At 60.5% G+C, this 16,052-nt stretch carries 13 protein-coding genes; all 13 read left to right on the top strand.

Annotation, left to right across the window (positions count from 1 at the left end; translation table 11 throughout):
- Nucleotides 1–57: 57 nt before the first annotated feature.
- The 13 genes from mdeB to ACTWLJ_RS21580 all read left to right on the top strand — a co-directional run bounded on the left by mdeB (nucleotide 58) and on the right by ACTWLJ_RS21580 (nucleotide 16,049).
- Nucleotides 58–2,748 (top strand): alpha-ketoglutarate dehydrogenase, encoded by a 2,691-nt coding sequence (mdeB, locus tag ACTWLJ_RS21640; RefSeq protein WP_445178365.1) that lies wholly within the window; start codon nucleotides 58–60, stop codon nucleotides 2,746–2,748.
- 85 nt (nucleotides 2,749–2,833) lie between these two features.
- Nucleotides 2,834–4,120, top strand: a complete 1,287-nt coding sequence (locus ACTWLJ_RS21635) for a dihydrolipoyllysine-residue acetyltransferase (RefSeq protein ID WP_445178364.1) — start codon at nucleotides 2,834–2,836, stop codon at nucleotides 4,118–4,120.
- 10 nt (nucleotides 4,121–4,130) lie between these two features.
- Nucleotides 4,131–5,897, top strand: coding sequence for a dihydrolipoyl dehydrogenase (lpdA, locus tag ACTWLJ_RS21630; protein ID WP_445178363.1), 1,767 nt, complete (start codon nucleotides 4,131–4,133; stop codon nucleotides 5,895–5,897).
- 14 nt (nucleotides 5,898–5,911) lie between these two features.
- Nucleotides 5,912–6,769, top strand: coding sequence for an FAS1-like dehydratase domain-containing protein (locus ACTWLJ_RS21625; protein WP_445178362.1), 858 nt, complete (start codon nucleotides 5,912–5,914; stop codon nucleotides 6,767–6,769).
- 97 nt (nucleotides 6,770–6,866) lie between these two features.
- On the top strand, nucleotides 6,867–8,027 hold the full coding sequence (locus tag ACTWLJ_RS21620) for an acyl-CoA dehydrogenase family protein (RefSeq protein ID WP_033037529.1): 1,161 nt from the start codon (nucleotides 6,867–6,869) through the stop codon (nucleotides 8,025–8,027).
- Between the two features lie 10 nt (nucleotides 8,028–8,037).
- On the top strand, nucleotides 8,038–9,231 hold the full coding sequence (locus ACTWLJ_RS21615; protein ID WP_445178361.1) for a CaiB/BaiF CoA transferase family protein: 1,194 nt from the start codon (nucleotides 8,038–8,040) through the stop codon (nucleotides 9,229–9,231).
- Nucleotides 9,231–10,085, top strand: coding sequence for an HpcH/HpaI aldolase/citrate lyase family protein (locus ACTWLJ_RS21610; RefSeq protein WP_445178360.1), 855 nt, complete (start codon nucleotides 9,231–9,233; stop codon nucleotides 10,083–10,085). The genes ACTWLJ_RS21615 and ACTWLJ_RS21610 overlap by 1 nt, the downstream gene beginning before the upstream one ends.
- A gap of 162 nt (nucleotides 10,086–10,247) precedes the next feature.
- Nucleotides 10,248–11,768, top strand: coding sequence for a 4-hydroxyphenylacetate 3-hydroxylase family protein (locus ACTWLJ_RS21605; RefSeq protein WP_445178359.1), 1,521 nt, complete (start codon nucleotides 10,248–10,250; stop codon nucleotides 11,766–11,768).
- Between the two features lie 73 nt (nucleotides 11,769–11,841).
- A complete protein-coding gene (locus ACTWLJ_RS21600; protein ID WP_445178358.1) occupies nucleotides 11,842–12,378 on the top strand; it encodes a carboxymuconolactone decarboxylase family protein in 537 nt (178 codons plus the stop codon).
- 21 nt (nucleotides 12,379–12,399) lie between these two features.
- On the top strand, nucleotides 12,400–13,419 hold the full coding sequence (locus tag ACTWLJ_RS21595; RefSeq protein ID WP_134421489.1) for a VOC family protein: 1,020 nt from the start codon (nucleotides 12,400–12,402) through the stop codon (nucleotides 13,417–13,419).
- Nucleotides 13,420–13,492: 73 nt separating this feature from the next.
- Entirely contained in the window at nucleotides 13,493–14,464 is a 972-nt protein-coding gene (locus ACTWLJ_RS21590) for a flavin reductase (RefSeq protein WP_427632153.1), read from the top strand.
- On the top strand, nucleotides 14,461–15,393 hold the full coding sequence (locus ACTWLJ_RS21585; RefSeq protein ID WP_445178357.1) for a fumarylacetoacetate hydrolase family protein: 933 nt from the start codon (nucleotides 14,461–14,463) through the stop codon (nucleotides 15,391–15,393). Before ACTWLJ_RS21590 ends, ACTWLJ_RS21585 begins: the two co-directional genes overlap by 4 nt.
- A 41-nt stretch (nucleotides 15,394–15,434) precedes the next feature.
- Nucleotides 15,435–16,049 (top strand): glutathione S-transferase family protein, encoded by a 615-nt coding sequence (locus tag ACTWLJ_RS21580; RefSeq protein ID WP_445178356.1) that lies wholly within the window; start codon nucleotides 15,435–15,437, stop codon nucleotides 16,047–16,049.
- The last annotated feature ends 3 nt before the right edge of the window (nucleotides 16,050–16,052 follow it).

The raw sequence follows: 16,052 nt of genomic DNA, 5'->3' as shown, positions 1-16,052 counted from the left end.
GGCGGCACGTTCTGTCGGTTCATCTCTAAGCAAACAACAACAAGAGTGGAGGCAGATATGAGTTCGCTAAATGAAAATTCGATTCCTGGGTCGTTGGCTTCACTGGATAGCGACCGGGATGAAACGCAGGAGTGGCTTGAGTCGCTGGAAGCCGTCGTGCGCGATGGCGGCTCCGAGCGCGGCCAGTTTCTGCTCAAACAGTTAGAGCAACACGCAAGAGCACTTGGCATCACCTCGCATGTGCACCCGTACTCGGCGTATCGGAACACAATTCCGATTGAACGGCAGGGTCCCTACCCAGGGGACCTTGCTGTCGAGGAACGGATCACGTCGATCATTCGCTGGAATGCATTGGCCATGGTGGTGCGCGCCAATCAGGCCTACGGGGATCTGGGTGGGCATATCGCAAGTTATGCGTCCGCCGCAGAAATCTTCGAGGTCGGTTTCAATCATTTCTTCCGTGCCCGCGACGAAAGTCACGGCGGCGATCTGGTGTTTTATCAGCCGCACTCGGCACCGGGGGTCTACGCCCGGGCGTTCCTGGAAGGCAGGCTATCCGAGGAACAACTGGCCAACTATCGACAGGAAGTCGGCGGCAACGGCTTGAGTTCCTACCCACATCCTTGGTTGATGCCGGACTTCTGGCAGTTCCCGACCGGGTCGATGGGCATTGGTCCGATCAGTGCGGTTTATCAAGCGCGCTACATGCGCTATCTCGAACACCGCAATCTTGCCGAAACCGCCGACCGTCATGTGTGGGGTGTGTTTGGTGACGGTGAGATGGACGAGCCCGAATCGATTGCCGGGCTCACGCTCGCGGCGCGGGAAAAACTCGACAACCTGACCTTTATAGTCAACTGCAACTTGCAGCGTCTGGACGGACCGGTGCGTGGCAACGGTCAGGTCATTCAAGAACTCGAAGCGTTGTTTACGGGCGCCGGCTGGAATGTAGTCAAAGTCATTTGGGGCTCGGACTGGGACCCGTTGTTTTCCCGGGACACCAACAACGCCTTGTTGCAACGCTTTGCCCAGACCGTCGACGGTCAATATCAGACGCTCGGTTCCAAGGACGGCGCCTACAACTTGCTGCACTTTTTCCAGCAGGATCCAGAGATCAAGGAATTGGTCTCGCACATGTCCGATGCCGAAATCGATGCGCTGAAGCGCGGCGGTCACGATTTCCGCAAGCTGCACGCAGCGTTCGCCGCAGCCAAAGCGCACAAGGGCCGGCCAACCGTGATCCTCGCCAAAACCAAAAAAGGTTACGGCATGGGCGGCGCCGGCGAATCACGGATGACTTCGCACCAGGCCAAGAAGCTCGATATCGATGCGCTGAAGGCGTTTCGTGACCGTTTCGCGCTGCCACTTTCGGACGATGATGTCGCGCAACTGCGCTTCTATCGCCCGGCCGAAGACAGTCAGGAAATGCGTTATCTGCGTGAACGCCGAGTTTCGTTGGGCGGCTATATGCCGGCGCGGCAGAAGGGCAGCGAGCACGTCGCCATCCCGGCGTTGGCTGACTACGCACGTTTCGCCTTCGAAGCCGACGGCAAGGAAATGTCTACCACCATGGCCGTGGTGCGCATGCTGGGCGGTTTGCTCAAAGACAAAGAACTCGGGCCGCGCGTCGTACCGATCGTTGCCGATGAAGCGCGCACCTTTGGCATGGCCAACCTGTTCCGCCAGATCGGTATCTACTCGCCGCTTGGGCAACTTTACGAGCCAGAAGATGCCGGTTCGATGCTCTATTACCGTGAAGCCCGTGACGGCCAGCTACTGGAGGAGGGCATCACCGAAGCCGGTGCATTGTCTTCGTGGGTCGCTGCCGCGACGTCGTACAGCGCGCACGGCAAACCGATGCTGCCGTTCTACATCTATTACTCGATGTTCGGTTTTCAGCGCGTCGGCGATCTGATTTGGGCTGCGGCCGATCAACGCGCTCGTGGCTTTTTGCTCGGCGCCACCGCCGGGCGCACGACGCTGGGCGGGGAAGGGCTGCAACACCAGGATGGCAGCAGCCATGTGGTGGCAGCGACCGTTCCCAACTGCCGCGCCTATGACCCGGCCTTCGCCGGTGAGCTAGCGGTGATTGTCGACCATGGCATGCGCCAGATGATGGAACGCGATGTCGATGAGTTCTATTACATCACCGTGATGAACGAGAACTATGCCCAGCCTTCTTTGCCGCCCGGTGTGGATGATCAAATCATTCGCGGCATGTATCGCTATGCCGTGACGCATGCCCCGGCGTCGCGTGGAACCGTGCGGTTGCTGGGCTCCGGCACTATTTTGCGCGAAGTGATCGCCGCATCTGAGCTGCTGGCAGCTGACTGGCAGGTGTCCAGCGAGGTGTTCAGCGTCACCAGTTTCAGTGAACTGGCTCGTGAAGCGCGGGAAGTGGAACGACGTAATCGTCTGAATCCCACTGAGCCTGAGCAAATCAGCCATCTCTGCGCCTCGCTGACTGGCAACGCGCCGGTGATTGTTGCCTCCGACTATGTGCGCGCCTGGCCGCAACTGATCGCCAGTTACGTCGAAGCACGCTTCATCGCCTTGGGCACCGATGGATTTGGCCGCAGCGATACCCGTGCCGCGTTGCGCAGCTTCTTCGAAGTCGATCGGCATCAAGTGGTGCTGGCTGCACTGGACGGTCTGGTGCGTGACGGCTGCTTGCCGCGTCAGGTGCTGGCCGAGGCCGTTGAACGCTATGGCCTGAAAGGTGATAGCCCGGCGCCGTGGACACGCTAAGCGGTTTTCTCTTCGCACGCGCTCAATGAGCGCTCCCTCCGTTGCGTGAGCGCGCAACGGATCTATTTCTGGGCGACCGTACGTCATGAGTGAAATCAGAGAAATTCATGTCCCTGACATCGGGGACTTCAAAGACCTGCCGGTGATCGAGGTATTGGTCAAACCGGGCGATAAAGTAGCGTTTGATGACCCACTGCTGACGCTGGAATCGGACAAGGCCTCGATGGACGTGCCGAGCCCTGGTGCCGGCACCGTTGTGGCGGTGACGATCAAGGAAGGCGATCGCGTTTCCATGGGCAGTTCGATCCTCACGTTGCAGATGGCGATTGATGAAGCGCCGGTTGTGCAAACGCCCGTCATTAGCCCGGTCGTGGCCCAATCCATCGTCGACATTCCTCCGCAGCCGGCCGCCGCCAAAGCGCCTGCGCCTTCGGTGAGTATTTGCGGCCCAAAACCCCACGCCAGTCCGTCAGTGCGCAGCTATGCGCGCAAGCTGGGCGTGGACGTCAGCCGTGCGATTGCCACCGGCAAGGGCGGGCGACTGCTTCGTGAAGATATCGAGCGTTTCGTCAAGGACGCTCTGCTGCGTTCGGACAGTTGCGCGCCGCGTGCCGATCAAACCGGTGGACTCAATTTGCTGCCGTGGCCGGACATCGACTTTGCCAAGTTCGGCACGGTCGAGAAGGTCGCGATGTCGCGTATTAAAAAGATCTCCGGTGCAAATCTCGCCCGCAACTGGGTGATGATCCCCCACGTCACCAACAACGAAGAAGCCGACATTACCGAGCTGGAAGCATTTCGCGTGCAGCTCAATCTGGAAGGCGGCAAGGACGCGATCAAGTACACCCTGCTCGCGTTTTTGATCAAGGCCGCGGTCGCCACCTTGAAAGCCTTCCCGTCGTTCAACAGTTCGCTGGGCAACGAAGACGGCGAGCCGATCCTGATTCTCAAGCAGTACTTCCACATCGGTTTTGCCGCTGACACGCCGAACGGCCTGGTGGTGCCGGTCATCCGCGATGCCGATCAGAAAGGCATTGGCCAGATCGCCACGGAATGCGCCGAACTGGCGCGCAAAGCCCGGGACGGCAAGTTGGGCCCCGCCGACATGAGCGGCGGAACCTTCACCGTTTCCAGCCTGGGCGGCATTGGCGGCACCGGGTTTACGCCAATTATCAATGCGCCGGAAGTGGCGATCCTCGGTGTCACCCGCGCGCAAATCAGACCGGTGTGGGAGGGCAACGCCTTCGCGCCGCGACTGATTCTGCCCATGGCGTTGTCATGGGATCACCGCGTTGTCGATGGCGCGGCGGCAGCACGCTTCCTCCAGCATCTGGCGGCTCTGTTGGCAGATTTCCGTCGAATTACGCTGTGAGGAAATGGCCATGAGTCAAATTATCGAAGTGAAGATGCCCGGTATCGGCGATGCCGCCGCCATGCCGGTGATTGAAATACTGGTCAAGGTTGGCGATGTGGTAGCAGTCAATGACGCGATCTGCACGCTGGAATCCGACAAGGCGACGATGGATGTACCGTCGTCTGCCGCCGGAGTGGTCAAGGAAATAAGGGTCAAGGTTGGCGAGAAGGTCGGCGAAGGCGCGGTGTTGTTGACGCTGGAGTCGAATGAGTCGGCCATTCAACCAACGCCAACGCCAACGCCAGCAGCGGCTGCAACCGGCGGCAGCGCTGAGTTGCAGTGCGACGTACTGGTGCTCGGCGGCGGTCCCGGTGGTTACTCCGCTGCATTCCGCTCGGCCGATCTGGGCCGCAAAACCATGATTGTCGAGCGCTACGCCGCATTGGGCGGTGTGTGCCTGAACGTCGGTTGCATCCCTTCCAAAGCGCTGCTGCATATCGCCTCGGTCATGGAGGAAGTCCCGCATCTGGCGTCACTGGGCATTGACTTCGGTGCCCGACAGGTTGATATCGACAAGTTGCGCGCGCACAAAGAATCGGTGGTCCACAAGCTCACGGGTGGCCTCGCCGGCATGGCCAAGGGGCGCAGTGTCGAGGTCGTGCGCGGTGTTGGCCGGTTCCTCGATTCGCACCGTATCGAGGTCGCTTTGTGTTCCGGTTCCGGCCAGGAGCACACGGGCGAGAAACAGGTGATTCGCTTCAAGCAATGTGTGATTGCCGCTGGCAGTCAGGCCGTCACGTTGCCGTTTATGCCGCAGGATCCGCGCGTCGTTGATTCCACCGGTGCGCTGGAACTCAGAGCTGTGCCCAAACGCATGCTGGTGGTGGGCGGCGGGATTATCGGTTTGGAAATGGCCACGGTTTATTCGGCGCTGGGTGCGCGTATCGATGTGGTCGAGATGCTGGACGGCTTGATGCAAGGCCCAGATCGCGACCTGGTCAAAGTCTGGGAAAAGCACAACAGCCATCGCTTCGATCATCTGATGTTGAACACCCGCACGGTGAAAGCCGAGGCCAGCGAGCAGGGCATCTGGGTGACTTTCGAGGGTGAAAAAGCACCCGCAGAACCCCAGTGCTACGACCTGGTGTTGGTCGCGGTCGGTCGTAAACCCAATGGCAACCAGCTCGATGCCGAGAAGGCCGGTGTCAATATCAATGAGCGCGGTTTCATCCCCGTCGATAAGCAACTGCGCACCAACGTGCAGCACATCTTCGCGATTGGCGACATCGTCGGCCAACCGATGCTGGCCCACAAAGCCGTTCACGAAGGTCATGTCGCCGCTGAAGTCGCGGCAGGTGAAGCCCTGAACAACGCAGAACTGGCGCGCAGCCGTTTTGATGCGTTGCAGATTCCCGGCGTTGCCTACACCAACCCGGAAGTGGCCTGGGCCGGCCTGACTCAGCAAGAAGCCAAAGACAAAGGCATCAAAGTCGAGGCCGCGGTTTTCCCGTGGGCCGCGTCCGGACGCGCGATTGCCAATGGTCGCGACGAAGGTTTCACCAAGCTTTTGTTCGATGCCGAAACGCATCGAGTGGTCGGTGGAGGCATTGTCGGCACCGGTGCGGGCGACCTGATCAGCGAGGTATGCCTGGCTATCGAAATGGGCGCCAACGCAGAGGACATCGGCAAGACCATCCATCCCCATCCGACACTGGGTGAAACGGTGGGGATGGCCGCAGAAGTGGCCCATGGCACTTGCACCGACTTGCCTGCGGCACGTCGCAAAGACGCGTGAAGGAGGGAATGACCATGAATGCCTGCAATGAGGCAAACCTGGCGGACTTGACCCACTGGGTGGGCCGCGAGGAGCTGCGTAGTGACTGCATCGATCAACGCACGGCACAGGCGCTGGCTGCGACGCTGGACCTTGATTCCGATTCAGTTCAAGTCGGCGCCGAGTTACCGCCCTTGTGGCACTGGGTGTACTTCTCGCCAAATGCCCGACACAGCGAAATTGGCGTCGACGGGCATCCGCAACGCGGTGGTTTCCTGCCGCCGGTGAACCTGCCCAACCGTATGTGGGCCGGCGGGCGCTTGAGCTTCGAGCAGCCGCTGCGCGTCGGTGAAGCCGTCACCCGGGTCTCGCGCATCCTGCGCTGCGAGCGCAAATCTGGCCGTAATGGCGAGCTGCTGTTTGTCACCGTCGAACACAAGGTTTCCGGTGAGCGTGGTGTGTGTGTGGTGGAGGAACAGGACATTGTCTACCGCCAGCCAGCGCCTCAAGGAGCGCCCCTTGCCGGCGAAGCGACGGAGCGCCTTGGCGAATTCCGCCGGCTGATTCATCCCGACCCGGTATTGCTGTTTCGTTATTCGGCACTGACGTTCAACGGCCATCGCATTCACTACGACAAGCCCTACGCCACTGGGGAAGAAGGCTATCCAGGCCTCGTCGTGCAGGGCCCGCTGGCCGCGACATTGCTGCTCGAAGCGTTTCGCGCGGCGCACCCGGACAAGCGCATACGACGCTTCGCTTTCCGCGCGATCGGCCCGCTGTTCGACACGGCGGACTTTGCAGTGTGCGGCCAGCTCACCGGCCCGGGCAGCGCCGATCTTTGGACCGACTGCAACAGGCGCTCGACGATGAAAGCTGAAGTCACGTTCGACTGACACCCAAGCGTTTTCAAAAAAGGTGCCGCTGTGCAGAAGCGCCAAGGGCACTGCTGCGCCGCGATCCCTACAAACAAGACAGGAAACCGACATGACCATGCTCTACGCCCCCGATGAACACCAGGAAATCCGCGACGCCGTCCGCGCTCTGTGCAGTGAGTTTCCAGACGAATACCACCGCAAGATCGACGAACAGCGGGCCTACCCGGAGGCCTTTGTCGATGCACTGATCAGCGCGGGCTGGCTCTCGGCGATGATCCCGGAAGAATACGGCGGCTCGGGTCTGGGGTTGACTGAGGCGTCGGTGATCATGGAAGAGATCAACCGTTCTGGCGGTAACTCCGGCGCGGTCCATGGCCAGATGTACAACATGAGCACGCTGCTGCGTAACGGCAGCACCGCGCAGAAAGAAAAGTACCTGCCAAAGATTGCCGCCGGCGAGTTGCGCATCCAGTCGATGGCGGTCACCGAGCCAACCACGGGCACCGACACCACCAAGATCAAGACCAACGCCGTGAAGAAAGACGGCCGCTACGTGGTCAACGGGCAAAAGGTGTGGATCTCGCGGGTGCAGCACTCCGACCTGATGATTCTGCTCGCACGCACCACGCCGCTGACCGAGGTGAAGCGCAAGTCTGAAGGCATGTCGATTTTCATCGTCGACCTCAAAGACGCCATCGGCAAGGGCCTGACCGTGCAGCCAATCCCCAACATGGTCAATCACGAGACCAACGAGCTGTTCTTCGACAGCCTGGAGATCCCTGAGGAAAACCTGATTGGCGAGGAGGGCAAGGGTTTCAAATACATCCTCGACGGGCTTAATGCCGAGCGCACCTTGATCGCCGCTGAATGCATCGGCGACGGTTACTGGTTCATGGAACGCGCGGTCAAATACGCCAACGAACGCGTGGTGTTCGACCGTCCCATCGGGCAAAACCAAGGCGTGCAATTCCCGATTGCCGACGCCTTCATCGAGATCGAAGCCGCCAACCTGATGCGTTTCAAGGCCTGCCAGCTGTTCGACGCACATCAACCCTGTGGCGCCCAGGCCAACATGGCCAAGTACCTCGCCGCCAAAGCGTCGTGGGAAGCCGCCAACGTTTGCCTGCAAACCCACGGCGGGTTCGGCTTCGCCAATGAATACGACATTGAGCGCAAGTTCCGCGAGACCCGGCTGTACCAGGTCGCGCCGATCTCCACCAACCTGATCTATTCCTACGTCGCTGAGCACTTGCTCGGGCTGCCGCGTTCTTTCTGAGGACTCCGTTATGGCTTCTACCCAACCGGTACTTGCGCTAGAAGGGATCACGGTGGTCTCGCTCGAACACGCCATCGCAGCACCTCTGGCCACGCGTCATCTGGCTGATCAGGGCGCTCGGGTGATCAAGGTCGAGCGTCCGGGCAGCGGCGATTTCGCCCGTGCCTATGACGCGCGCGTCGATGGTTTGGCCTCGCATTTTGTCTGGGTCAATCGCTCGAAAGAGAGCCTTGCGCTCGACCTGAAACAACCCGAGGCACAGGAGATTCTGATGAAGCTTCTGGCCGAAGCCGATGTGCTGGTGCAAAACCTTGCGCCGGGCGCGGCTGCCCGATTGGGGCTTTCGTACGAAGCACTGTCTGCGAAACACCCGAAGCTGATCGTCTGTGACATTTCGGGATATGGCGAGGGCGGACCGTACACCGAGAAAAAGGCTTACGACTTGCTGATTCAGAGCGAGGCCGGCTTTCTGTCGATCACAGGTACACCGGAAGAACAGGTCAAGGCCGGCATTTCCATCGCCGACATTGCGGCGGGCATGTACGCCTACACCAATATCCTCGCGGCGCTGATCCAACGCGGCAAAACCGGTCGTGGCCGGCGCATCGAGATCGCGATGATTGATGCGATGGTCGAGTGGATGGGCTTCCCGATGTACTACGCCTACGAAGGGCAGGAGCCGCCGCGCCGTACCGGTGCTTCCCACGCGACGATTTACCCCTACGGGCCGTTCTGCGCCGGTGATGGCCGTACCGTCATGCTCGGCCTGCAGAACGAACGCGAGTGGGCGGTGTTCTGTGACAAGTTACTGGGCGACGCAGCACTCGCCACGGATGCGCGGTTTGCCAGCAACGCGCTGCGCACCGCCAACCGCGAAGTCTTGAGCAAATTGATCGAGCAGAACTTCGCGAGCCTTAGCGCTGATGAAGTGATGACTCGCCTCGATGCCGCCGACATCGCCAATGCCAACGTCAGCACCATGAGCGACATCTGGAACCATCCGCAACTCGCCGCGCGTCAGCGCTGGACCACCGTGAACACGCCCGCAGGCCCGATACCCGCCCTGCAACCACCGGGCATGGGCGGTGAGCATCCCGCGCGCATGGGGCCGGTGCCGGCACTCGGGGAACATACCGCGGCGATTCTTCGTGAACTGGGTTATGCCGACCGCGCCGATGAACTGCGCGACAGGAAGGTAGTGTGATGGCGATTCGACAATTGAATCTGGCGCGGGCGCGCACCTTTCTGTTCGTACCGGCGAACCGTCCGGAACGCATTGGCAAAGCGCTGGCCAGCGGCACCGACGTCGTTGTGGTCGATCTTGAGGACGCGGTGGCACCGGTCGACAAACCGACGGCGCGCCTGGCCTTGTTGGCCTGGCTGGATGAGCATCCCGATGAGCGTGTGACGGTGCGCATCAATGCCGCCGACACGCTGTGGCATGAGCATGATCTGGCAGCCTGCCGGCACACCGGCATCGCTGCCGTGATGCTGCCAAAAGCCGACAATGCGGCGCAGGTGCATCACGCCCACCATGTCACCGGCAAACCGCAGTTGTGCATCATCGAGACCGTGCAAGGCATTGACGCCCTGGCGCATATCGCCAGTGCGCCGGGTTGCGCGCGGTTGATGTTCGGCAAGCTGGATCTGGCCGTCGAACTCGATCTGATCCCCGACGAATCAGACCCCGAAGAACTGGTGTTTCTGCCTTGGCGCGCCATGCTCGTACTCGCGAGCAAACGGGCGCGATTGCCGGCGCCGGTCGATGGCGTGTTCACCGCCATCGGTGATCAACCAGGGTTGGCCCGGTACGCCGCTCGTGCGCGGCGGCACGGGTTCAGTGGCCAGCTGTTGATTCATCCCAGTCAGGTCACGGAAGCCGCAGCGGGCTTCACGCCCTCGGCGCAGGACATTGAATGGGCGCAAGCCGTTTGCCAGCTCGGTGACGCGGCCGGCGGCGGGGTGGTGGTGCTCTACGGCCGGATGATCGATGCGCCGGTGATGGCGCGGGCGCGGAACATTCTTGCCTTGGCGGCGGAGTTTGGTCTCGCTACCTGAAGCGTCGTTCTTTTCTATTTCAGAACAACACTTCGGCCCATTCACAAATTCTTAAAAGTGGCCCATCTCAATACTATCGAGGTGTGGCAACCGCAGCCGAATTCGCCTTGCACCGGGTAGCCCCGCCGCAGGCCAAATGTTTCAAATGCAGGAGCATGACCCATGGAAAATAACGCAAACAAAAAACCGATGGCCATGAGTGGAGCCCGCAACGGAGTACGCAACGGGGCCGATTACATCGCCTCGCTGCAAGACGGTCGCTCCGTGTGGATTGATGGCGAGCGCATCAAGGACGTGACGGTGGATCGCCGTTTCCGTGGCGCGATTCAATCCATCGCTGATCTGTATGACATCCAGTGCGATCCCGCCCTGCAGGACAAGATGACCTTCGAATCACCGACCTCCGGTGCGCGCGTCGGTCGCTCGTTCATGTTGCCGCGTTCGGCTGACGATCTGCGTCTGCGCCGAGAAATGATGAAGACCTGGATGGACGCAGTCGGCGGCATGATGGGCCGCACGCCGGACTTCCTTAACGTCATGGTCAGCGCGCACGCCTCTGCGCACGAACTGTTCGCTGCCGGCGGTGAGCAATTCGGTCAGAACATTCTCAAATACCATGAGTTCATCCGCGAAAACGACCTTGCGCTGACTCACTCGCTGGTGTCGCCGGACATCGACAAGCGCCTGCAAATGTTCGAGCAGCCGGGCGACATGGTCATGCGTGTGGTACGCGAATCCGATGCCGGCATCTTCGTGTCCGGCGCGCGTTCGGTGGCCACCCTCGGCCCGTTGGCCAACGAAGTGCTGATCATGCCGGCGGCGGCGAAATTCCCGCTGGTGGCAGATGCCGAAGCCTACGCGGTGGGTTTCGCGGCACCTATCGATACCCCCGGGATGAAGATGATTTGCCGTCCTTCGTTGCCAGCGAAGGGCCGGTTCGCCAACGACCCGCTGACCGGACGCATGGACGAAATGGACGCCGTGCTGTGGTTCGAAGAGGCGTTTATCCCGTGGGAACGGGTGTTCATGTACCGCAGCATCAAAGCGGTTGAATCGGCGATGAAGTCGCCATCCGGCCCGCACGGTTCGCACCAGTCCGCCACGCGGTCGCTGGCGAAGATGGAGTTCCTGCTGGGCATCGCCTACAACCTGACCGAAGTGAACCACAGCCGTTTCCCCAACGTCATGGTGCAACTGTCGGAATTGGTCGCTTACGTCGAAACCCTGCGCGCGATGATTCGTGTCGCTGAAATCGACTGCGTGCCTGGCCCGGGCGGCACCGTTGTGCCGTACGAGCAACCGCTGAATGTGGTGCGCGCGCAATACCCGGCGATGCATGCGCGGGCGCTGGAAATCCTCCAGTTGCTCGGCGCTGGCAACGTGGTGGTGGCGCCAACGGTCGAGGATCTCTACAGCGAAAACGGCCCGGCCATCGAACGTTATTGCGCCGGGGCGGATATCCCCGCCGAACGCAAAATGCAGCTGTTGCGGCTGGCCTGGGACGCGTCCTGTTCGTCGTTCGCGGGGCGCCAGAACCTGTACGAAAAGTTTTTCTCGGGCGATCCATGGCGCAACGCGCAAATGCGTGGCGAACGCTATCCCGGTGCTCGTGAGGCGCAAGACCGCGTGTGGGCGTTCCTTGATCGCAATAGCGAATGGGATCAGCGCATCAACGGCCAATAAGCGAAACCTGCCGTAGCTTCGGCGATAACGATGCTGCGGCAAGCCAGCAAAATAATAATGTGCGGAGTTTTGTATGCCTCGTATCCAGCTGCCCACCCCCGACGAAGAACCCGAAGCCTTTGCGCTGCTGCGCGCCAAGCGTGGCCACGCGCCGAATGCGCAGATCTTTCGCACCCTGGCGACTTGCCCGGAGATTCTCGAGGTTTTCATTCCCATGGCCGACGCGGTGCGCAACGGCTGTGGCATCGATCCGAAACTGCGTGAGATGGCCATCGTCATGGCGTGCCAGACCATGGGCACCCATTACGAACACGATCCGCATTGGAATCGGGCCCTCAAGGAAGGCGTGCCAAAGGAACAGATGCAAGCGCTGTGGGACTTTGAAACGAGCGCGCTGTTCTCCGATCTGGAGAAGGCCGTGCTGCGCCTGGCCCGGGACGCAACCCGCGCGCCGGCGCAGGTCAGCGACAAGGTCTGGGAAGACGTTTACCTGGGCCTGGGGCAAAAGCAGAGCGTGGCGCTGCTGTTCAATATTGGTTGGTACAACATGACCGGTCGGTTGACTGGCCCCCTCGAGTTGAGCAACGAAGCCGATTTCACTCGGCTCTGAAAAGACATCAGGAGAATTGACATGCCATTGCCAACACCGGTCTATTACCCACCGTTCAATATCACCCGCTCAAGTCACGCCGTCATCACTTCGCGTGACCTGGAAGCCAGTCGCGATTTTTACGAACAGGTCATCGGCCTGGTGCTGACCGAACGCGATGCCGACACCCTGTATTTCCGTGGCCTGGAAGAGGTTTGTCACCACAGTCTGGTGATCAAGCGCCACGACGGCGAGCACTCTGCCGAAGCCATCGGCTTCCGGGTGTACACCGAAGAAGAGCTGGACAAGGCCGCGCATTTCTATAAATCCAAAGGCCTGCCGGCCCGTTGGATCGAAGTGCCGCATCAGGGCCGCACGCTGCTGGTCAATGACCCGGCCGGCACCCCGGTGCAGCTCTGCGCCACGATGACCACGACCCCTCGCGTGTACACGCAATTTCAGGACTTCAAGGGTGGCGCGGCGATGCGCTTCGACCACTACCAGATTCAAGTGCCGAACGTGCAGGAGCAGACCGATTTCTACGCAGAGATGGGTTTTCGCATCTCCGAATACATGGCGCTGGACGAGAAGTTGATTGCGACTTTCATGTTCCGTAAACCGGGCACCCAGGACATCGTGTTTCTGGAAAACCCGGGGCCGCGTCTGCACCACTTTGCTTACACCGTATCTGACTCCCACAGCATCCTGCGAGCCTGCGATATCGCCGGCAATCTGGGCATGGGCGATGTCGTTGAGCGCGGCCCCGGCCGACACGGCCCGGCCGGCGTGTTGTTCGTGTACTTGCGCGATCCCGATGGCCATCGGGTCGAGTTGTTCTGTGATCACTACCTGTTGATCGATATCGAGGTCGAGCCTGTCGCGTGGGACGTGCGCAAGCCCGGCCTGGCGCTGCGTTGGGGCATGCCGCCGCAGGAATGCTGGTTTAACGAGACCACCGCGTTCAGCGGCATTGCGACCAAACAGCTCGATCACGAGCGCGGCCCGTTGGTCACCCTTGAGACGTATCTGGCGGACAAGGCCCGCGTCAGAGCCGCCAAATAGCGCAGCAGGGGCGACTTCGGTGGCCCTTCGCAGCGTGGCGGTTTCGATAACAAGAAGACTGGAGGCATTCACCATGACGACACACACAGCAACTCAAACAGATCCTTCCAAAGCCGGGCCGAGCTTCGACAGCCGTGCGCTGCGTGACGCTTTTGGCTCGTTTGCCACGGGCGTGACGATTGTCACCACGGCCGGGCCTGACGGCGTCGACATCGGTTTGACCGCGAACAGTTTTTCTTCGGTGTCGCTGGATCCGCCGATGGTGCTTTGGAGCCTGGCGCGCACCTCGTTGAACATGGATGCCTTCCGCAACAACGGGCATTTCGCCGTGCATATCCTCTCCGCAGACCAGGAAGCGTTGTCTTCGCGCTTTGCGAGTAAAGGCATTGACCGTTTCGAAGGACTTACGCTGGATCGCGGCCCGGACGGCGTGCCGTTGTTGCCGGACTGCATGGCGCGTTTCACCTGCAAACTCGCCTATCAGTACGAGGGCGGCGATCACGTCATTTTTGTCGGCGAGATTGTCGATTTCGGTCACTCGGCGCGCAAGCCACTGGTGTTCCATGGCGGCCGCTACGGCATGTTGCTGCCAAAGCAAGCCGTCGCCTCCGTTGAATCGGCAGACGAATTCAGCAACCTTTCTTCCGATGATCTGCTGTATCAGGTTTCCAATGCTTACTTGCGCACGCGCCAGAGCGTGATTGAAAAGCTTGAATCGCGGCAGTGGACGGCCGAGGAGTATGCGGTGTTGAGCATCATCGGTCGTGAAGACGGCTTGTGCATGCCGGAAATCGTTGCGCGCAGCGAGAAGGTTCGCGGGCAGGGCATTTCCGCTGCGATCGTGCAACAGCTCATCGCACGTGGCTTGTTGGAGGAGGTGGACGCCAGTGACGGCCGTATTGCCGTCAGGTTGACTGCCGATGGCCGTCACGCGGTGCTGGAGCTGATCGCCATCCGCAAGTCGAGCGAAGCCGATGTGCAGGGCAAGCTCGACCCGAGTGAGGTGCAATTACTCAAGCACCTTCTGGCCAGGCTCGACGCATGAAGATCGCACGCTACCAATCAGCCGCAGGACCCGAACGGCTCGGCATCGTCACTGTCGCTTCGGGTCGAGAATACCTTGTAGATGTCGCCAAAGCGGCTGCTGTCCGGGGTGGTCCCGCCACGCCAACATCGGTGATGGCCCTGATCGAGGGTGGCGCAGCGGCGATGGACGCCAGCCGAGAGTTGCTCCGCTGGGCGGCGGATCGTCAGGACCCGCGGTGGATGGATGACCCCAATACCGTAGGGTGGCTGACGCCGGTGCCAGAGAAATCGATCTTCTGCGCCGGGCGTAATTTTGGCCGGCACAAGCTGGAGTCGATGAAGGGCAATGCCGACAACGCGAGCAAACTGCACAGCGATTTCCCGACCGGTTTCATCAAACTCGGGCGCACACTGGTGCCGCATAAAAGTCAGGTGAAGCGACCCGACGATGTGCTCGATTTCGACTACGAAGTCGAGATCGCGCTGGTCATCGGCAAGGCGATCGACGCGCGACGCGACATCGATCCGGCCAGCGCCATTTTCGGCTACACGATTTTCAATGACCTGTCGGCACGGGAATGGCAACTGCGCGAGATGCAGAACGGCATGATCATGCTCGGCAAGAACTTTCCGGGGTTTGGCCCGATCGGCCCCTACATTCTGACCGCCGACGAAGTCCCGGACCCCAAAGCCCTGGTGCTGTGGCTGAAGGTCAATGGCGAGTTGCGCCAGCACTCCGACTGTCGCGATTTGATTTTCGGTTTCGCCGAAATGGTCGCGTTCTGGTCCCGTTTCGGTCTGGTACCCGGCGATTTGATCAGCACCGGTACGCCAGAAGGCGTGGCCTTGCACCACAAGCCCGATCCGCGTGAGTGGTACCTCAAACCGGGTGACCGGGTGGAGGCGGGCGTCGACGGTATCGGCGTCCTCGAAACGTTCATCGTCTAGTCACCGCGTTGCCACGCCGACCTCACAATAAGGAATATTTTATGAAGCTGTTTTTTTTGCCCGGCGCCTGCCAGATCGGCATCCATGCCTTGCTTGCTGAAATCGGCAAGCCGTTCGAGATCGAAAAAGCAGCGCGCGCGGGCACGCCAGAGTTCGAGGCGTATACGCAGATCAACCCCAAGGGCAAAGTCCCCGCGCTGATTCGCGACGATGGTTCGCTGCTCACCGAATTCCCGGTGATCGCACTCTATCTCGCCCGGATGAACCCCGAGCGAGAGCTGATCCCGACGGACATCGAAGGCGAGATTCGTGTGCTGGAAATGACTGAATATTTGGTATCTACCGTGCACATGCAAGGCTACACTCGCGCTCGCCGGCCAGAGAAGTTTGCGCCGAGTGAAGCAGATCATGCGGCCGTGAAAGCGCAAGGTCTGAAGATATTCCAGGCCGGGCTCGACCGGGCAGAACGACAGATCAACGGCAAAGACTGGCTCTTCGAAAAAATGACCATCGCCGATTTCGCGCTCTTCTATCTGGAGCATTGGTGCGTGGTCAACGGCATCGGAAAGTTGGGGCAAAGTTGTCAGGCGCACCACGATCGTCTGTGGGCGAACGTTGAAATCCGTCGTGCGATCGAGTCCGAACTCATTACTTGATAT

Source organism: Pseudomonas sp. McL0111 (genome assembly GCF_052567255.1).
This window is presented reverse-complemented; position numbering and strand designations above follow the sequence as displayed.